The sequence below is a fragment of the uncultured Campylobacter sp. genome (genome assembly GCF_938045205.1).
Lineage (GTDB): Bacteria > Campylobacterota > Campylobacteria > Campylobacterales > Campylobacteraceae > Campylobacter_B.
Genome location: NZ_CALIMY010000147.1, coordinates 15,597 through 35,506, shown reverse-complemented (window position 1 = coordinate 35,506; position 19,910 = coordinate 15,597). Strand labels below are relative to the sequence as shown.

Here is a 19,910-nt window from a genome sequence, read left to right as displayed (position 1 = left end):
ACTCGCAGGCTCGGACCTTGTTCGAGCCGAGAAGTAAAACAGATAAATTTTAAAATTTTGCGCAGTAAAATTTCTGAAACTTTAGGCGAGCGAAGCAATGCGAAGGAAGCGCGGGGCGCTTCCTAGCCTTCGCGAGAAATAGTGAAGCTCCCCGTCGCAAGGACGAGCTGTGCTCTTCTGCGAAGTCAAACCGATAAAAATGCAGGCGCTAGCCTGCCGTAACTTTAGGTGGGTGCAGGGAGTGCTTGCACTCCCGCTCGCAAGGACGAGCTGTGCTCGTCCGCGAAGTAAAGACTAGAATGGATACGTCAAGCAGCAGACGCGACCGACCTTTTCGTTGTAGCTGACGTCGAGCTTCAGATCGTATAGCTTGCTTAAAATTTCGCTCTTTATGATCTGCTCGGCCTTGCCGTATGCGACCTCGCCACCGCCTTTTACGAGCGCGACATATCCGCCCAAAAGCAGCGCGAAGTCCGGATTGTGCGTGGCTAAAACGACGGTGTAGCCGTTTTTGAGAAGCTCCTTCGTGGCGCGGAGAAATTTGTATTGGTTGGCAAAGTCTAACGCCGAGGTCGGCTCGTCGAAGATCACGATCTTCGGCTCGCTGCAAAGTGCGCGCGCGATGGACGCCATCTGCCTCTGGCCGCCGCTTAGGCGCGTGATGATCTTGTCTTTTAGGTGCCAAATTTCAAGCATTTTCATGTAGCGCTGCGCGAGCTTGTAGTCATTTTCGCTCGGCTGCGAAAAGATCCCGATATGCGCCGTGCGCCCCATCAGGACGTATTCAAAGACGCTGTAGTCGTACTCGCAGACCTCGCTTTGCGAGACGTAGCCGATGATCTCGGCGCGCCCTTTGGCGCTGAGGCTCGCCATATCCTTGCCGTCAATTGAAATTTTACCGCGCAGGGGCTCAAGCGTGCCGCTGATTAAATTTAAAAGCGTCGATTTGCCCGCGCCGTTTTGCCCCAAAATCGTCAGCATCGCGCCCGCTTCGAGGTTGAAATTCACGTCGCGCAGCGTCAGAGGGGCGGATTTTACGTAGCCGAAGTCTAAGCTCTCAACCCTAACCATTTAGCTTCCTTTTGTTTTTAAGCAGGATGAATATAAAAAATAGCGTGCCTATAAAGCCCGTAAGCACCCCTAACGGGATCTCGCTTTGATTTATACTGCGCGCTACGTCATCTACGATGAGTACGAAGATCGCGCTTAAAAATATGCTCGCGGGGATCGCTTTGGTGTTGCTAACGCCCACGATCATGCGCGTTAGATGCGGCATCAAAAGCCCCACCCACGCGACTATGCCGCTGATACACACGCTGCTTGCGGTTAGCAGCGTCGCACAGACGATGATGATGCCCCGCTCCAGCACGACGTTTACGCCCAGCTTCCCCGCGGTCGCATCGCCCATGGATAGGACGTTTATGCGGTAGCTCATCAGCACCAAGATAGCGATACAAACCCCCATCACCGGCGCTATCATCGCTAGCACGGAGGGATCGACCTTCGCGAGGCTTCCTAGCTGCCAATACACGATGTCTGCAAGCTTCGTCTCGGGATCTGCCATAAATTTTAAAAATCCGATCAGCGCGCCCATCAGACCGCTTACGATGATGCCCGCAAGCACGAGCATTATGGTGGCGCTCGAACGCAGCGCGCGCGTGATCAGAAGCGTAATGCAGACTGCCGCAAGCCCGAAAATAAAGGCGAAAAGCTGAATTAAAAGGATATTTAGATCGAGCAGGATCGCGATCGCCGCGCCCACGCAAGCTCCGGCGCTGACGCCTAAGAGATCGGGCGAGACGAGCTGGTTTTTAAAGACGCCCTGATACGCCGTGCCGCTGATGCCCAGCGCCGCGCCCACGAGCACCGCGGCGATGATACGCGGCAGGCGCACCTGCATGACGACGTTATGGACGTTTTGCGCTACCTCGCCGCCGCTAAGCGCCTTTAGCACCTCGGCGATGCTTAGGCCGAAGCGCCCTATACAAAGCGATATCGCAATCGTCGCAATCGTCGCTAGTATCAGCAGCACGAGCATAAATTTAAAATTTTTCATACCTTCCCTTGATTTAAATTTTATCTTTCGCCTTAAATTTAATCTTTGAAATTTCGCCTCGTTGAAACACGCTTAAAATTTCGCTTTAAATTCCGCCTTCCGGCTCGTAGGCGAAAGGCTTGCAGCAAAATTCCTTCGTGATAGCTCCAAGATCAATATTTCAGAAAAGATCCGGATGAAAATTTTAGCCGCCTGCAAGCTTTGCAGTGACGTCCTCGCGCCCGTACGATCCCGTCCGAAAATGTTTGCAGGCGCAGCACAGACGCGCTTTTGCCACACCGTCTCAAGCTGCGAAACGCAGGACTTGGCAGCAGTGCCTCCGCTTCGTGCGACGTCTTCTGCCGATGATGACTTAGAGACTGCAGCAGCTTTGATTTATACATCTAAATCCTTAAACAGATGTGGCATTTTAGCACATATCATATTAAATTTTTATGATTTCGGCTTTCATATACGTGAGCAAAATTTAATGGCGTGCAGCTCCGTGCAATAAGGCTTTTAGCAAAATTTAACTTGCGGATTTCAGATGAGAGTCTACGAAATTTACGCCAAGATGGAATTTTAAAATTTCATCCTTTCGCGAAAGATAGACTTGAGCCTGATGGCGGAATTTGCCCGGCTAAATTTCGCCTATTTAGCAGCAGGCGCGGCGTGCGGCGAAATTTTACGTAGGATTTGAAGATATGATTTAGAATTCCACGAACGGATACGGCGCGAAAATTTTATCTTTATTTGACCTCGGTTTTGCTAGCCACTTAGTTGTAGAATTTTACTGCTCGTTTAGCTGTGGGATTTTATTTGCCCGCAAGGGGTTAAATTTTATCATGAAATTTCGCATCGCTTAAAATGCGATGCGAAATGAATCCGTTCGTTGCTACTGCCAGCCTAGGGATTTGCGTTTTAAGCGCATGTCGCTTACCATTTTTAGCGCAAGCGCGACCGGATCGGTATCTACGTGCATCACAGAGCCAAGTGCCCGCCTGGTGCCCTCTTTGAAAAAGTGTATGACGTTTGCGGAGCCGTGGATTTGATACTCGACGCAGTGATACGAGTCGATGCCCATTAGACGGAATCCGAGCGAGGCATCGACGCCCTTTTCGTTTGCCCACTCGGGAGAGGTGAAGGCAAGCGGCAGCTCGTAGAGATTTTTGCCTAGCACCCCTGCGATACCTGCGAAAATTCCGCTGGAGCGGGTATTATCGATACACTCGCCCACGTGCCACACCGGCGGAAGCTCGTCTTTTTCTAAAAACGCCCGCAGCGACGCGCCTGCTTTTTTATATGCGCTTTTTTGGCAAAAGCCCAGCTTCATTAGCGGAAACGACGCGCAGCCGTTGGTTAGGATTAGGACGTTATTTTCGATTAGGGTTTGTGCGACATCTATGATAGCGCGCTCATAAGGCACTTTAGGATTGGTGCAGCCGACCATATTTACGATGCCTAAAATTTCACCGCTTTTTAGCGCGTGCGCTAACGGCTCCATGCCGCCGTAGTGCTTATGGACGAATTCTACCGAAAAGCCCACTTCGGCCTCGACTTCATACGGCGGGATATATACCGGCAGTCCCTTGCGCTTTTCGTGAGATTGCAATGCGCGGTCTAGAATTTTACGCGCTAAATTCCTAGTCTCGGCGATATTGCTATGGTGATGATCGTAGCCTATATGCTCGGCTCCGGGAAGCCTAGCTGATGAGCTCGTGGTAACGACCTTGGTCTGGAAGCAGTTAGCCACGTCCATGATCGCAGGATAGACATCTTGGACATCGGCGACCCACAGATCAAGCGCTCCCGTGCCTATGACGAGTTCGGCAGTTACGGCGTTTGAGAGCGGCACGACGCCCCAGTTGCGATACATCGCCGATAGTCCAGAACAGCACACGCCGTAAAATGCGATCCCCTGTGCGCCTATTGCGCGAGCCTTATCTTGGTACTCTTTAGAATTTCCGATCTCCACTATTAGGCTTACCAATGTCGGCAGATGTCCGTGCACGGCGATATTGACCCAGCCTTTTTTAAGCGCGCCCATATTGCTTTTGGAAGTTACGCGATCTCCTACACCAAATAGCGCATCCGTAGCGATATTCGCAGCTACTACGCCGGTGAAGGTAAAAGCAAGCCCGCAGCGCAAAAGATGCTGCATCACGCTGCGCCAGTCTCCGTCCGTGCCTACACCCGTTCGGTGATATGCCTCAAAGACTTCGTTATACGCACTAATTGGCAAGATATCTAGCTTACGCCATACCTCTTGACGCTCCTTAGGTGCGAGCGCAGTGATGGTTTTATACTCGCCGCTGCTTTGCGAAAGATCTGTTAAAAGCGTATCGGCAAGCTCGATCGCTACCTCTTTTAACTCTCTGCCTTCAGTTGGAATTCCAAAGGCTTTGGCGGTATTGATGATTTTGTATTCGCCTATGATTGGCAGATCTAGCTTGCCTTGTGCCGCCCATTTTAGCGACAGTAGAAGCTCTCTGGCGTGCGCACCGTGTTGAGCTACGCCCGCAGCTACTTGACGCAGTAGGTTGCGCGATACGATGAGATCGGCGTCCGCACCGCAAGTGCCGCGATCGGCCTTTTTAGTAATTTTGCAAGGTCCCATATTGCAGATCTTACAGCATACTCCGCTAAGTCCATAGCTACACATAGGCATCTGTTTATCGAAGCGATCAAACGCCGTATCTACGCCGATCTGCTCCATCCTAAGCATCATTTCACGCACGGCGGGATCAGGGGTTTTCTCAAGTACTTCTTGCTTTGTAGGGAAGGTCTTTTTGTATTCAAGCAACGCCTTCATATAATCCGCCGTAAATTCCGCCTCGTGAAAATGCTCGAAAAGATTGCCCTGCGCGTCTTTATGTGTGTGCGGACTAGCCTCTGCGGGCACTAAAACTTTTGGGATGCCGTGCTCGTCAAATCCGATAATCGCGCGATGAGAGTGGGGTTTGTGATCATGGCAATGCTTATCGTGCTCATGCGAGCTGATGGCGGAATCTTCGTCGTGCTCATGCGAATACGCCGCAGAATTTACGCCGTATTCGTGCAAATAAGCTGCGAGGTTTTCTTCTTGATCGTGTGGGCGGGTCGCAAGATCTTCGTCGTGTAGATGCGAATGGGCTGCGGAGTTATCGCTATGCTTGTGTGAGTAAGAGATGTGATCGTTGCTACTTGGACTCTTCGTAGGATTTGAGACGAAATTTGTCAAAGAATCAGCCATGGAATTTGTTGTAGAGTTTATCGCGGATTTTTTAGCGTTGCTTGCGCTTTGAGTGCTTGAGCGCGCCGCAGGGTTCGTGCTTGAAGTAGAGCTTGCGCTATCATCGTAGCCAGACGCGAAATTTTTGGCTTCGCAATCGCACTCGTCGCAGGAATTCCCACCTGCGGCGCGATTTTTAGAAATTTTGTCGCGAGCATGTGAGGCGGAAGTCGTAGAATTTGCGGCGGAATTTTTAGCAGTGCTTGCACTTTTATCAAAAACGGACGCGGTGGAGCTTTTGAGCGCGTCTGCGACGGAATTTTCTCCCGTATTCGCAGCGGAATTTTCATCCGTCGCAGTCTTCTTGCGTGAGCCTTTTTGTTTTGCGATTTTGTCGTTTGCCATGGTTGTCTCCTTAAAATTTATTTTAAAAATAAGCGAGAATGCAGCCCTCAATAAATATACTAAAAAACTACACTATCTAATTCTTATAGATAAAATTTAACGTGATTGTATTTTTTAATTGCTTTAAATTCCCTTAATAGCGCACTAAAATAAAAGATAAATTTTTATGAATAAAATATACTAAAATAGCTGAATTTAAATTTTGCCAAGCGGCTCGATCATCTTAGATAATCGATCAGCTTGGCGGAAATTTCGCGAAACTGCAAAATTTTATGCCCCTTTTTCTCGCGCATGAAGTCTTGCGCGTCGCGCAATCTCGCAAACGTGATGAGATCGTCGCCTCTGGCGCTTTGCAGCACGCTGCCGAAGACATAAAACGCGTCCTGCGCCCGCAAAATTTCGCCGTTTGCGTAATCAGTGACGTAAAGCTCCGCACCATCAAAATTTGCATCAGCGGAATTTGCCTCACCTAAATTGCCGTTAACTGGATTTTTGCTCGCAGAATTCGCTCCCAAAGAATTTTCATTCTCAGAATTCATCTTTGCGGAAGCTCCGTTAAAATTTGCGCCCGAGCTCTCACCCTCGAAAAAATATGCAAACATCGCCTTGGGCGAAGCAAACGCGAGCGCGCTGCCGTCTTTGAGCCTTGCATAGGCGCGAAATTCAGGGTGCGCGCTAGTATCGATGCCGTATTTGGCGCAGGTAAGATTTACGTCTTTAAGCCACGAAATCTCGCGCACGCTTTTAGAATTCTGCACCGAGCCGGAGCCTCCGCTATCCGACGCGCCTAAATTTTGCGCCGCGGAATTTTGTATCTCAGCTGCGCCGCAAAGCGCTATAAATGCCGCCAAAATGAGTGGAAATTTCACGCTAAATCCTTCGATCTAAAGATAAAATAGCCCAAAACGAGGCTCGCTGCACCGAGGGCGATCGGGTAGAGCAGCGAAAAGGCGATAAAAAGCCCGCGCCCGAAGTGATCTAGGATAAAATACGCCGTCGTGCCGATGACCGCAAGATCGGGATCAAATAGGCTGATGGCGGCGATGCGGAAGTCCTCCATCGGGTTTGCCAGGGCGATCGCAAAGATTAAATTTTCGTTCACTCCCGTTTTTGCGAGCAGTCCGATCAGCACGAGATCCAAAAACGCGAGGCAGAAAAGCCAGACGAAAAACGCGAGCCCAAGCCCCATCTCTTGGCTTTTTGAAACGGCGCAGATCAAAAATGCGATCCCTAAAAACGCCGCGCACAAGCTAAAAAGAAGCCCCGTATAAAGCAGGCAGATCGCCCACGGAATGCCCGTGCCTTTGATCGCGCCCCAAACGATCGCAAGCAGCAGCGACAAAAATATCGGCACGAAGACTCCAAATAGCCTTCCCAGCGCCTTGCCGTAATAATACTGCGCCTGCGAGATCGGGAAGCTTAGCAGGTATTCTAAGATATTTAGGTCGCGGTCGGCTAGGATCGCCTTGCTGGTGGTGACGAGCACGAAGACGGGCAGGATGATGATGCAGATCTGAATAAACAGCAGCAGCAGTCGCGAAAGCCCGCTAAAGCCGAGCACGCGCGAGTCGGTCACCCCCGTGATGAAAAACGCCGCCACGAGCCCGCTAAAGATCAGCAGATAGAGCAAAAACCAGCGCGAGCGGAAGGACTCTTTGATATCCAAAGCGGCGATGGTGAGTAAATTTTTCATTCTTTTCCTTTATTGCGCCTCGGTGCGCTTTTAATTTTAGATGCTCGCGCGGCTTAAATGCGTGCTTTTAAGCTCGGCTCCGGTTTCGCGGCGCGGATTTTACAGCCTTAAATTTCGCTCGCCGAGCGTTTAAACGGGCGGCGAAATTTTATCCGCCGCCTGCAGCTCGCACATAAATTTTAAATTTACGGCTCGCTTGCAGTGCCTGCAAACAGCGCGTCGTTTGCCGCCTACCATCCGTCATTCCGCCGCAGTTTTAAAATTTAGCCGTTTTGCGGAACTGCTTAAATTTCAATTCCGCAAAATTTCAAAGCCGGGCGCATACCACGGCATAAATTTTAAAATTCTAAAAATCCCGAAGCGGCGAATTCCGCGCCGGATAAATTTTAAATTTACGGCGAAATTTTAAACCGGAGCGTCCGCGTAAATTTTAATTCGGCAGAGCAAATTTTGCGCTGTGCGTTAAATTTAGCCGCGTCGCGAGATGAAATTTTGCAGCCGTTTTCTAGACCCATCTCCGCCTTACGTTAAAGCTGCAAAGTAAAATTTTATCTCATCGATGGCGGTGCGGGCGGCGTGCTGAAATTTTACGCTTTAAATTTAGCGCAAAACATGAACCGCTTAAAATTTGCCTTAGCCAAAACACCCTTAATGCGCGTGCCCTGAATTCATATCGTGCGCCGTGCCGTTGCCCTCGTGCATATGCCCCATATCGTGCGTCGCGCCTTGAGAGTGTGCCGTGCTGCCCGCATCGCCGCCCATGCCATGATCTGAGCCGTGAGTATGCCCCATACCGCTCATATCGTGTTGCGGCTCGCTCATGCCGTGCTCTGCGGAGTGAGGGTCTTGCATTCCACTCATTCCGCCCATATCGCCATGACCGTGCATACTTCCCATATTGCCGTGCGCATCGCGACCCATATCGCCCATTCCCATGCCGTGCGAGCCGCCGCCTGCCTTAAGCGCCGCGACTACTTGATCGAAGCTGAAGTCTTGCTTGCCCTCTTGCTTGTTTTTAAACGCGCCCCAGCCGAACGACATAGGGGTTTTAAAGCCCTTGTAAAAATGCGCCGTGCGTGCATCGATAAACTCGCCGTTGCCGCTAGCGTCATTGATGTAAATTTTGGCGTCCTTCAGCCAGTTTAGTTTGTCGTTGGTAACCATAAAATCCACCAAGCAGCCGATGTCGTCGAAGTAGTGGTTTTTGCCGTCCACGCGCACATCGACGCTGAAGCGGTTGTCGCTTATCGCCATCTGGCAGTGCTCGCACACGTCTCTGTCGTAATGGACGTTGCCGTAGTCCTTCTCGTCGCCGCAGCCTAAAAACGTAAGCGCCGCAAGCGCACAAAGCATAATTTTAAACATTTTTGTCATCTACGATCCTCCCTAGATCCATTGAAATCATTCTTTTTACCAGCCCTCCCACTTCCTCGAGCCTATGCGAGATAAAGATCAAGCTTTTGTCTTTTGCGTGGTTGTGCAAAAGTGTCTTAAAACGCTCGCGCGCGCTCGGATCGAGATTGGCGGTCGGTTCGTCGAAAATCATCGCCTTGCTAGCTCTGCCGAATGCTAGCGCAATTAAAAATTTTTGCTTCATACCGCCGGATAGCTTATGAAATGGCTTATTTAAATTTGAACTCAGATCAAGCTCCATTTCACCGCAAAATTTTACTATATCCGCTCTGCTTGCGTCCGCCGTGCGCTCGGCGAAGTAGATGAGCTCATTTAGGCTCAGCTTAAGCGGCGGCGGGGTTTGCGGCACGAAGCTGATACCGCGTAGCGCGCGGCTACGCTGCTTAAACGAATCAAATCCGTCGATAGCTACGCTGCCGCTTGTGGGTATGTATTCGCCCAAAATCGTCCGCATCAGCGAGCTTTTGCCCGCGCCGTTTTGCCCGACGAAAAGCACTTGCTCGCCGTCCGCGATATTTAGATTGATATCTTTTAAAACGAATTGATCTGCGAATTTCTTGCTTACGTTTTTAATCTCTATCATAGGCTTCCTTAGATCATATCTTTTAGCTTATTGCCGATACCGAGTGCGTCTTGGTGACACACGTCGATACAGCGTCCGCATAGCGTGCAGTCGATCCCTTTTAGCATAAATTTGCTCTTATCGCCCAGGTTTTCGGATGCCTTTTTTTTAGTGATATCCAGTACGTGCGAAACGAAGCAGACGTCTTGGCAAACGCCGCAGTGATCGCACCTGTTTTTATCCCAAGTAATCTTGCTAAGGCTAGCTTTCGCCGCAAGCGAATAGGTACTGCCTAGCGGGCATAGGTGCGTGCACCACACCCGTCTGCTAAAAAATACTTCGAGCAAAAACACAAAAACGATCCAAAGTCCCGCCAGCGAGAAGCCGTAGATGATGAGGCGCGATAAAATTCCCACGACGTTAAAAATTTCAAAAACGAGTAGATCCGTAATCGCGCTTAGCAGCAAAAACACCGCCCAGATCGCATATCGCATACCGCGAGGCAGGGCGCGCTCCTTGATGACGTGCTTTGAAATTAGCGTATTATGCAGCTTTTCGCCGATCTCGCTAAGCGCTCCGTAAGGGCAAATCCACGAGCAAAATGCCTTGCCGCCCGCGATGAAGTAAAACAGCAAGATGGTGCCCGAGCCGATGAGAAGATTTATCGGCAGATCCTTGTGCGCGGCGATCACCTCAAGAGTCGCGAAAGGATCTGCTAGGTGAAAGCCAAGTATCCGCGAGCCGCTGATATCGCCCTCTAAAATTTGAATATCCGCGCGAAAGGAAAGCACGAAAAGTAGATGCACTAAAAATACCGTAGCGTAGCGCAGAGCCCGAATGCTGGGGCGCCATTTGCCGCTTTTATTTTTAAGCGCGAAGGTCGAGAAAAAGCTCGTATTTTTGATCGTGCATCGCGAATTATATTTATCCAAGAGCTACTCTTTAAATTTTGAAATTTCATCCGCGAGCTTATCTAGGCTCTCGTCGCTTACGTTGGTTAAAAGTCCGCTCATCAGGCTGTTTTTGATCTTACCCGCTTTATAATCTTTGAGGCTTGCTAAAATTTGATCCTTGCTCTTGCCGCCGATCGGCGGAGCGATCTTGCCGCGTCCGTCATCGCCGTGGCAGGGCGCGCAACTTACCAGATAGGAGCTGCTAACCTTGAAATCGCGCTCTTTGACGCTCTGCTGCAAAATTTTAATATTTTTTACGTCCTTATCGTCGATGAGATCGACGCTTTTGCTCTGCGGCGCAGGCTTGGCTTGCGTTTGCGGCTTGGCTTCTTGCTGCGGCGCGCTAGAATCGTCCGAACTAGCCATAAAGATCATCAGCGCGATCAGCGCAATGCCTAGAATCAAAGCTAAAATTTTGCCCGGTTTCATTTCTGCTCCTTAAATTGTTTGTTGAACTCGTAAATTTCTTTCGCCATCGTCTCTATCTGCTGCTCGCTCATGCCCTCGACGAGCTGCACCATAAGCGGGTTAGGCTTTTCTTTAAATTTATACTTTTTAATCATATCCACGATCTGCGCGTCGGTTTTATCTAGAAGCGATGGGCCTATGATGCCGTTGGCGTAGTCGTCGTGGCACGCCGAGCAGCGCAGGATAAAATCGTGCCCAAGGCGCTTTTTCATCAGGTCGAAATTTAGCTTTTCATATTGATTTTTGATGCTTGAATACGCCACGATATTTTTGGTCGTTTCGTTTACATCGCCGTTTAGATTAAAATTTACCTTTCGCTCGCCGTAAAAATCGTAGCTTACGAACTTATCGTCCTTCTTGGGCGCTTCGCCGCTTTTAACGCTGATGCGAGGCTTGGCAGTATGATTTTGTTCTACGCTCTGCGGCGTAGAATTTGAACTCGCAGAGCCTTGCCTTGCGGAGTTTTGCGAGACGGAATTTTGCCCTGCGGAGCTTGTCGCGGCAGAGCTTGAACTGCCGTCATCTCCGCAGCCACACAGCAAAAGCGCCACAGCTAGCGAGCAGAGGTAGAATTTAATAGAGTTTTTCATTGTTTTCCTTCATAGATTGATTTGTAATCTGCCCGCGGGATTATCTCGATGATACGCGCCGGGCAGAGCTCTGCGCACGCGCCACAGCCGACGCAAGCGCTACGGATCTGCGGGGCGAAATGCGCGCCCGCTTTTATCATAGCTATGGCATCAAGTGGCTGCGGGTAAGGGCACAGCGACGCGCATAGATCACAGGGCTTGCCCTCTTTCGCCGCCAGCGCTGAGTTTAGCTCGCGTTCCTGCTCGGTCTTGGCGGGCTTTAGGCGCAGATCGTCGGGTTTTAAAACCTGCCCGCGATACGCCAAACAGGCGTTTAAATTTTCGATCACAGCGATGCCCATTTTGACCTTTTTAGGCTCGTTCGTCTCGTGGCTAAGCGCGCCGCTTGGACAGGCAAGCACGCAAGGAAGCGCGCCACAAAGATAGCAGCCTCGCTCTTTGGCATCGATGACCGGAGTACCGATATCAAAAAGATGCGTAATATCGAGCAGATAGATGCTGTGATAGGGACAGACCTGCACGCATTGGCCACACTTGATACAGCTACTGCGAAAGCCTCGCTCTGCTAGCGCTCCGGGCGGGCGCAGATACAAAGAGGCGGAACCCCCGCTAGAATTTTGTTTTATGGGATTCGGCGCAGAATTTTGTCCTGTGGAATTTACGGAATTTTGCTCGTTTAAATTTTGCGCTTCGCTGTCTGTGGAATTTACAGAATTTGCCGAATTTTCATCCGCAAACAAGCTCGCTGCCCCGAGTGTCCCGAGCGCTCCGCCAAGTAGTTTTATCGCTTCGCGTCTATTCTTTATCATTGCCTCATCCTAGGTTTTGGATCTTTTAGCAGTAGCTCAGGCTCTGAAAACGGAGCGAGCTTGGAGATGAAATTTAAAAGCGCGATCCCGCTGGAGCCGTAAAAAAACCGCACATTCGGTTTATACGCCCAAAGCCTATCCGCGTAGGCGTATGAGCTGTAGCTAACGTCGCCGTAACCGTCGCCGTCGCGGTCAAATCCGTCGTAATCGTCAAAGTAGTTGCCACTCCATTCGTTTTGTAAGAGCTTGGATTGTGGGGTATCGTTTAGCACGATCTCCATATTGCCTTTAAATTTATTGTTTTTAAATACGCTTTTTAGCTGCGTGGCGTGGAATTGCACGCCGATGCTATTGTATTCGATATCGTTGTTTTCAAAAACGTTAAGTGAGCCCGGCTGATAGGGGGATTGATCCAGATAAAATCCGCGGGCGTTGTAAACGACTTTATTATCCGTAACCCTGAAATTTGAGCTATCCTTCATACCGATACCTACGCCGTAAGCGCCGTCTGCGTTGCGTACGACGTTACGTCTGGCGATATTATCGCTTGAAAACATAAAAAATAATCCCACGCTATTGCCGTCGTAGTAGTTATCCTCCACGACGTTGTGCCCGGAGTTCATAAAGTGCAATGAATAACGGCAGTTGTGGCCTTTATTGCCTGCGACGAGATTACCGTTTGAGAAGTAAAAAACGGTGTCGCGGACGTTGTGGACGTCGTTATTTAAAATTTTATTGGCGTTGGAATACCAAAGCTTTATGCCGTCGCCTTTGAAACTCGTGCGGTAGGTATTGCTTGAAATTTCGTTGCCCTCGATCGTTACGTCGTTTGCCTTGCTTAGCACGACGCCGTAGAGCACGTCTTTGATGAGATTATTTTTTATGATTACGCTGTTTACGTCGCTTACGTTGATCCCTGCATCCTCGCTAAGATGTTCGAAGCCTCCGTTTTGAATTGTTAAATTCTTGATTGTAACATGCGGAGAGCGGACGCGGATGACCGTTGCGTTGCGATCGCCTATGATCACGGCGGAGCGGTCTAGTCCGTCGATAGTAAGGGGTTTATCGATTAAAATATTGCCGTGGTACTCGCCTGTGGCTAGTTCGATAATATCGCCCGCTTTTGCGCTATCGATCGCGTCTTGAAGCTCGCCCGCGCCTAAAGCTAGGGCGAGCGAGAATGCAAGAAAGAAAAGCTTCATCTATGCTCTCGTAGAAATTTTTTCTTAGAAAATAGCGCTAGTGCCGATAGTAGCGACAGAGCTAGCATCAGCCAAAAGCCAAGAGTGGGATATGAATGGGTAGTAAAATGCGCCACGCTGCCGTCGCCGAATGCCGTAGGCATAAAAGGTTTGATCTTAAACGCGCCCCAATCTTGCAGATTGTGTCCGAACCAATACAGCCAGCCCACGTAGCAACCGATGAAGATAAGCGGCGCAATGATCGGAAGTATCATGAGTAGGGTTTGTCCCTTGCCGTCGTAGTATAAAAACGCAAGCATACCGATCGTAGCGATTATGAGATAATACGGCGATAGCGAGTGCTCGAGCGTGCCGCCGCGCCAGACGGGATACATTCCGATATAGTGGTTTAGGGTATTCATCTCGCCGACATCGCCGCTAAAACCGTCTACGTGGACGTAAAGTGGAATTCCATCGGGGAAAGCCTCTTTTGGATAGTTTGGCGCTTCGAGTGAAATTTTCCACACCGGTATGCTAGGTACGCCCACTTCAAATTTATGCTCCAACATCGCGCCTAGATCGTTTTTAACATCACTAGGAATTAGGTGATTTTTATACGATGCTTTCGTATAAAAATTCCATATCGGTGCGGAGTATGCGGGCAGCTGCGAGACGCTGCTAACCTGCCCCGATACGATTTTGCTTTGGACTTTAAAAAATCCGAGCGTAGGGATGGTAAAAGCGACCGTCATAATAAGCAGCGCTAAAATCGCGTAAATTTTATATTTTGGCATTTCGTCTCCTTTAAATTCTCCCCCTTGCGGGGGAGAGTGGGGCTAGTTAAGACCCGCGTTCTCATCGACCCATTTTAGGTATTCGATGATATCTTTGATCTCTTCGTCTTTCATATGCTGATTTGGCATGCGAAGGTTGAAGTAATTTATCATTGCCTTAACGTAGTCGTCTTCGTAGAATTTAGCAGGGTCTTTGATGAAATCGGCTACCCATTTCTCGCCGTTTTCGTGGCGGAGCAGGACGCCCGTTAGATCAGGACCGGAGCTTACTTGACCGATGACGTGGCAGCCGTTGCAGCCTCCGCGTAGGTAGGCCTTCTCGCCGTTAGATGCAGCCTCGCTCATAGGAGTGGAGAGCTCGCGGATTAGGTTATTTTTAGCGCGAAGTCCGACATCTGCGGTTTTTACTAGGTACTGCCAAACTTGACCTTCCCAAAGTATCGCGCCGTTCATATCGCCCGCTTTTACCGCGGCGTCTGCCTTGGCTTTGGTTTCAGGAATTTTGCCGTATTGATCCAGCGCGTCATCGACTAAAGCCTTGACCTTAGGATATTTCTCGTAGTTCTTCTCTTTTAAGAATTTAACTACCGATTGGATAACGTCGTCGGTGGCTTTATTCGTAGCTACTACCTTGTCGTATTCGGCTTTTAGAGCTTCTGGGCTAAGAGCTTTTAGCATAGACGCTTTAGCTGAAGTGTATTTTTTATTCGGATCTTTTACATATAGATATCCAAACATCTCAAGGTGCAACGCAGAGCAGAATTCTGTGCAGTAGAAAGGAAATACGCCCTCTTTATCCGCGATGAAATTTACGCTCGCAGTCTTACCCGGCTCAAGCGACATATGCAGATCGTAATCATCAACCGTAAAGCCGTGAGTTTCGTCCTCGGCACGCTCTAAATTTGTCATATAGATCGTTACGTTATCGTCCTTATTAACCTCGATGTGCTCAGGATTAATATGGCTGCGGATCGCCGTAGCATAGACTTTTACGTTTTTACCGTCGCGCTCGATGCGCTCTTGACCCGCTAACGTCATAGCAGGGTGCTGCTTACCAGTGCGAGAGTTTGTTCCCATAGTATAGGTAGGTTTCGTATGAAGCTTGCTAGCTGCGATAGAAACTACGTCGTGCGGCTCGCCAAGACCGATAGGAAGATCGTAAAGCATCTCCATTTTAGGCCCTGTAATGTCGATGAGCTGGTGATTTTGCGGATGAAGCGGTCCGATAGGATTAAATCTATCGATCGAAAGCTTATCCAGCGCGATTACGTATTTACCGACAGGCTTTGAGGATTTGCCCTCCATAGAATCAAGGTGACCGATATTGTAGTGGACGTTGATCCTATCTAAAACTTTTAGTGTCTTGTAGTTCCATTTTACGATCTGGCTATCGACGTAAAGCGATGTATAGATTACGCCATCTTGTGAATCGAAGGTGTTATGCAAAGGTCCAAGACCAAGCTCTGCTTGTCCGTGAAGCGTCTTTTGCATATCTAGGATCGGAATTCCGTATGGATCCTTGCCTGCGTATTCTTTTTTATCAATTAGCTCTTTGATCTTTTTAAAATCATAAACGCTAGCGTGAGTATCTAGTTTACCGCCGATAATGATATAGCGACCATCAGGGCTAACATCGACGCCGTGAGGGGATTTGGCTTCAGGGATCAAAAATAGCGCTCCCGCTTTTACGGCGGCGTCTATCGTAACGATTCTGTGTCCGTTTACGACCTTATAGTTTTTGCTGTCTTGAGCCAGCTTTTCTAGAATTTGCCAGTTGTAAACGTGCAGGTAGTCGGTATCGTTGCGGCTCATACCGGCTTCCATCGGAGGCAGACCCTTTTCGATGCCGCCTGTGTACATTTCGGAGTTAAAGCTATTGGTAAACGCCCAGCCGAAGCTCTCGCCCTTACCTGCGTCACTTAGATCTTGCATATATGGAGGAAGCTCTAGCGAGAAGGATTTATTTACGTCGATTTTGCCTTTATCGTAGTCAAATTTCCATAGCGTTACCGCACCGCGATAAACCGCCTGATACTCTTCGATCGGGTGCCAGTCATTATCGAAAGGGGCTGCGTATTGGCTGGTTTCGATGACGTATTCGGTATTAGGCGTTACGAAAGAGCCGCCGTGATCGCTTTTGATTACGGGATTTACGACTATTTGAGTGGTTTCGAAATCGGATAAATTTATAACCGCGATTCTTGGGTTTGCCTTATCGTTAATAAAGAGATAATCGCCTACGTATTCGCCGTTTTTTTCGCTGAAATTTGGGTGGTGAGTATCGCCCCAGTTGATCTCTTTGCCGTTAATGGAGCCCGATCTTAAGACCGCCTTGCTCTCCTCGTCAAAGCCGTATCCCTGCCAAGGCTCCGGGGTAAATACGCCGATATATTTGTAGATCCTCATTGACGGCACGCCGTAAACGATCACCTGTCCGCTTTGACCGCCGGAAGAGAAGACCATATAATCGTCCTTCCTGCCAGTCGGCTGATAGGTCTTAGCCGCCGCCAAAACGTCTTTTTCGCTTAAATTTCGTTCTTTCATCACGCGCTCTAAGTCACTATCTGCGGCACACAGGGCGCTTGCGGCGAACAAAACCGAGCCTAAAAGCACGGGTTTGAAACTTTTTAACATACTAATCCTTTCTTAGAATTTTAAAATTTTGCCTGATTTGCTGACTACGAGGATCGCTTCCCCGTCTGCGTACATCGCTAAAAATTCGCTTTTTAAATCCACAACCTCCTTTAATCCTGCTTTTTGATTTTCGTAAATTTTATCTTTAGTAGCGATAAACTGCGTGCCGCGGGCGCATACGATGGATTTGATCCAAGAGCCCACGCTTTTGCGCTCGCCGCTTTTTAAATTTATAAAATTCCCCTCTATATCGCCTGCAAACAGCGTCCCGTCGCAGTCTGCAAGCGCAGTGGCTATAGAGCCGCTTAAATTTTTATCGCCAGCTTCGGCTGAAATTTCGCTTCGAGTTTTAAGCCCCTCGTCTTGAAATTTTGCGCCTTTGAATTCTAAGCTTTGAAATTCCGCGCTCTTTGCACCGCTAGCTTTCGTTTTATTTGGCTCGGAGCCTTGCGCGCTTTTCGCATTATTAAATTCTGCATCTTTAAATTTCACGCTACCAAGCTCTCCCTGCGCGGCTCGATTAGGCGCTGTATCGATGCCGCTAAATTTAGTCGCGACAAGATCTGCGCTAAAACAGGCTACGCCGTTCCAGCTTGCGACGCAAAGTCCGTTAGCGCCCAGGCTAACGGCATTGATCCTGCCGTAATGAAACGAAATTCCGTGCAGCCCATCTGGGGCGGAATTTTTATTTAAAGATTGCCCGTTCGCGGTGGAATTTTCACCCAAGGCGTAGCCGCCGTCCGCGCTGTTATCAGGGTCTTCGTCTAATCTTATTAGTTGATTCTTATCTACTACCGCGTAAATCGCGTCTTTTGCGGCATAGATCGCATCTATTTGGGCTGTGCCGCTACGCCCCGTCTTAAGCGTGCGTAAAAACTTTAGTCTATCGTTTAGCACCGCGATTTCGGCTCCGCCCCAAGCTAGATAAATTTTGCCGTTTTTAAAATTTAGAGCCGTGATTTCGTTATCGCTGTATTTTTGCGCGAACTCCACATTCCATTTAGCAGTATCAAACATCCTAAGCTCGCCGCCACTGCCGCATAAAAGCAGTCGGTGCGAGCTTGCGTCGAATGTGCTCAGACGCAGCGTGGAGTTTAGATCAAAGCTATCAGCTGCTGCCATCTGCGATAAACAAATCAAAAAGGCAATACAAAATTTTATAAAATTCATCTTAATCCACTCTTTGCGAAATGATACTACTCCAAGGCTTAAAAATCGGTTTAAAGCTTGAGCTATAATGGAATTCTAAGTTTTCTTAAAAGTTGCGAAATTCTATGATATAAAAACAGCTCTAAGTGAAATTTTATTTTTCACATTTCGCTATAAATTCTGCTTTAAAATTATAATTTCAGTAAATTTTTATTTTGATAGATTTTTACAATTTGTAACGCTCCTTTAATTTTGTTTAAATAAAAAGTTAGTATAATCGCCAAAGTTTGTTTTAAATTTTACTGAAGGAGAAACTATGGAGTTTCTGACAAGTTTGTCTGAAAGCACTCAATTCTTTTTGCAGCTCATTATAGTCTTGGGCTGTTTGTTTTATGGTGCTAAAAAAGGCGGTATGGCGCTGGGAATTCTAGGCGGTATAGGCTTAGTGATCTTAGTGTTTGGATTTAGATTAGAGCCGGGTAAGCCGGCAGTGGACGTTATTTTAACTATCCTCGCAGTTGTCGTAGCAAGTGCAACGCTACAGGCTACGGGAGGGCTTGATGTAATGCTTCAAATAGCGGAGAAATTGCTTCGTAAGCATCCGAAGATGGTTTGTATCATCGCTCCAACTGTTGCGTGGACGCTTACAATCTTATGCGGAACGGGACACACCGTCTATACGCTGCTTCCGATTATCTACGACGTAGCGATTAAAAACAATGTCCGCCCTGAGCGCCCGATGGCTGCTTCTACGATCTCCTCGCAACTTGCTATCATCGCTAGCCCCGTTTCGGTTGCCGGCGTTTCGATGGTCGCGATCTTACTAGGCCAAGGCGTGCATATCGAGGGCTTTAGTACGTATTTGGATCTGCTAAAACTCACTATCCCTTCTACTTTCATCGGTATGCTTGCAATCGGAACGTGGTCGATTTTTAGAGGTAAAGATCTGGATAAAGATCCGGAATTTCAAGAAAAGATCAAAGATCCAGAGCAGAAAAAATATATCTACGGCGAAAGCACGACATTGTTAGGTCAAAAGCTTCCTAAGATTAAGTGGGTTTGCATGTGGATATTCTTAGCTACTATTGCGCTAGTTGCGGTTTTAGGTTACGAAAAAAGCTTGCGCCCTGCGTGGACTAAAAATGTTCCGGGCAAATCCGTAGAGATCATCGTCGATAAAAAAACGGTCAAAAATATCACGATCAAAGATGGTCAGGTTATCTCCATGGTAGACGGTGGCAAGGTCGTCTCAAACGTCAAAGAGTCCAAAGCCAAAGATGCGACGAAATTTAATAGCGTCGAAATTTACGACAAAGATAAAAAGCTTACTCAAAGCATCATCTCTCAAGACGGAAATGTCGTCATCACGACAGGCGATAAGAGCGAAAGTATCGCAAATGCAAGCATAGTCGTAAAAGATACTATGAAAAAGACCACAAATTTAAATATGGTCTTAACCATTCAAATTTTCATGCTCCTAGCGGCGTCCATCATGATGATTGTCTCGGGTATTAAAGCGGGCAATATCGCTAAAAACGAAATTTTTCATAGCGGTATGATCGCGCTCGTAGCCATTTATGGAATTTCATGGATGGCAGAGACTATGTTTACTGCTCATATCGAAATGCTAAAAGCGTCGCTAGGTAAGGTTGTTATGGCGTATCCGTGGACATATGTCATCGTTTCGCTGCTAATTAGTAAATTCCTTAACTCTCAAGCAGCAGCGGTTGCTACTTTCGTACCGCTAGCGGTTAGCATCGGTATCGATCCGGGTCTTATTATTGCGTTTGCACCGGCTTGCTACGGATACTATATCCTACCTACCTATCCGAGCGATCTTGCGGCGATCCAGTTCGACCGCTCCGGCACTACGCACATCGGCAGATTCGTCATCAACCACAGCTTCATTTTCCCTGGGCTAATAGGCGTTCTTACTTCATGCGCGATGGGCTTTATCTTCGCTCATATTTACGGCTATTTATAATAGTTGCGCTCGCGGGCATATGGCTCGCG

The 19,910-nt window shown here is 48.4% G+C and carries 17 protein-coding genes; 2 read left to right on the top strand and 15 right to left on the bottom strand.

Annotated features, from left to right (window positions below):
• Positions 1–294 precede the first annotated feature (294 nt).
• Complete coding sequence (locus Q0198_RS09240; protein WP_297880695.1) at positions 295–1,071, bottom strand: ABC transporter ATP-binding protein; 777 nt, start codon at positions 1,069–1,071, stop codon at positions 295–297.
• Positions 1,064–2,056: an iron ABC transporter permease gene (locus tag Q0198_RS09235; protein ID WP_297897305.1), complete on the bottom strand. Its 993-nt coding sequence runs from the start codon at positions 2,054–2,056 to the stop codon at positions 1,064–1,066. Before Q0198_RS09235 ends, Q0198_RS09240 begins: the two co-directional genes overlap by 8 nt.
• A 175-nt stretch (positions 2,057–2,231) precedes the next feature.
• Between Q0198_RS09235 and Q0198_RS09230 the strand changes: the two genes are divergently transcribed.
• A complete protein-coding gene (locus Q0198_RS09230; protein WP_297897302.1) occupies positions 2,232–2,549 on the top strand; it encodes a hypothetical protein in 318 nt (105 codons plus the stop codon).
• Between the two features lie 381 nt (positions 2,550–2,930).
• On the opposite strand, the gene Q0198_RS09225 is transcribed toward Q0198_RS09230, so the two are convergent.
• From Q0198_RS09225 to Q0198_RS09165, 13 genes are all read right to left on the bottom strand, one after another.
• Positions 2,931–5,651, bottom strand: a complete 2,721-nt coding sequence (locus tag Q0198_RS09225) for a carbon monoxide dehydrogenase (RefSeq protein ID WP_297897300.1) — start codon at positions 5,649–5,651, stop codon at positions 2,931–2,933.
• A gap of 218 nt (positions 5,652–5,869) precedes the next feature.
• Complete coding sequence (locus tag Q0198_RS09220; RefSeq protein WP_297897298.1) at positions 5,870–6,520, bottom strand: nitrous oxide reductase accessory protein NosL; 651 nt, start codon at positions 6,518–6,520, stop codon at positions 5,870–5,872.
• Positions 6,517–7,344: an ABC transporter permease subunit gene (locus Q0198_RS09215; RefSeq protein ID WP_291940222.1), complete on the bottom strand. Its 828-nt coding sequence runs from the start codon at positions 7,342–7,344 to the stop codon at positions 6,517–6,519. The genes Q0198_RS09220 and Q0198_RS09215 overlap by 4 nt, the downstream gene beginning before the upstream one ends.
• Positions 7,345–7,992: 648 nt before the next feature.
• Entirely contained in the window at positions 7,993–8,718 is a 726-nt protein-coding gene (locus Q0198_RS09210) for a hypothetical protein (protein ID WP_297897295.1), read from the bottom strand.
• On the bottom strand, positions 8,702–9,340 hold the full coding sequence (locus Q0198_RS09205) for an ABC transporter ATP-binding protein (protein WP_297897292.1): 639 nt from the start codon (positions 9,338–9,340) through the stop codon (positions 8,702–8,704). The genes Q0198_RS09210 and Q0198_RS09205 overlap by 17 nt, the downstream gene beginning before the upstream one ends.
• Positions 9,341–9,348: 8 nt before the next feature.
• Complete coding sequence (locus Q0198_RS09200) at positions 9,349–10,251, bottom strand: NapH/MauN family ferredoxin-type protein (protein WP_297897289.1); 903 nt, start codon at positions 10,249–10,251, stop codon at positions 9,349–9,351.
• Positions 10,252–10,254: 3 nt separating this feature from the next.
• Positions 10,255–10,701 (bottom strand): cytochrome C, encoded by a 447-nt coding sequence (locus tag Q0198_RS09195; RefSeq protein ID WP_297897286.1) that lies wholly within the window; start codon positions 10,699–10,701, stop codon positions 10,255–10,257.
• A complete protein-coding gene (locus tag Q0198_RS09190; protein ID WP_297897283.1) occupies positions 10,698–11,330 on the bottom strand; it encodes a hypothetical protein in 633 nt (210 codons plus the stop codon). The genes Q0198_RS09195 and Q0198_RS09190 overlap by 4 nt, the downstream gene beginning before the upstream one ends.
• A complete protein-coding gene (locus tag Q0198_RS09185) occupies positions 11,327–12,139 on the bottom strand; it encodes a 4Fe-4S dicluster domain-containing protein (RefSeq protein WP_297897281.1) in 813 nt (270 codons plus the stop codon). The genes Q0198_RS09190 and Q0198_RS09185 overlap by 4 nt, the downstream gene beginning before the upstream one ends.
• Positions 12,136–13,341, bottom strand: a complete 1,206-nt coding sequence (locus Q0198_RS09180) for a nitrous oxide reductase family maturation protein NosD (protein ID WP_297897279.1) — start codon at positions 13,339–13,341, stop codon at positions 12,136–12,138. Before Q0198_RS09180 ends, Q0198_RS09185 begins: the two co-directional genes overlap by 4 nt.
• Positions 13,338–14,114 carry a cytochrome C gene (locus Q0198_RS09175; RefSeq protein WP_297897276.1) on the bottom strand — a complete coding sequence of 259 codons (777 nt, stop codon included), beginning with the start codon at positions 14,112–14,114 and terminating at the stop codon, positions 13,338–13,340. Before Q0198_RS09175 ends, Q0198_RS09180 begins: the two co-directional genes overlap by 4 nt.
• A 42-nt stretch (positions 14,115–14,156) precedes the next feature.
• A complete protein-coding gene (nosZ, locus tag Q0198_RS09170; protein WP_005870833.1) occupies positions 14,157–16,748 on the bottom strand; it encodes a Sec-dependent nitrous-oxide reductase in 2,592 nt (863 codons plus the stop codon).
• A 12-nt stretch (positions 16,749–16,760) separates the two neighbouring features.
• Positions 16,761–17,918, bottom strand: a complete 1,158-nt coding sequence (locus Q0198_RS09165) for a hypothetical protein (RefSeq protein ID WP_297897272.1) — start codon at positions 17,916–17,918, stop codon at positions 16,761–16,763.
• Positions 17,919–18,213: 295 nt separating this feature from the next.
• Here Q0198_RS09165 and Q0198_RS09160 point away from each other — a divergent pair, with 295 nt between their 5' ends.
• Positions 18,214–19,881, top strand: a complete 1,668-nt coding sequence (locus Q0198_RS09160) for an anaerobic C4-dicarboxylate transporter (RefSeq protein WP_297897269.1) — start codon at positions 18,214–18,216, stop codon at positions 19,879–19,881.
• Positions 19,882–19,910: the final 29 nt, after the last annotated feature.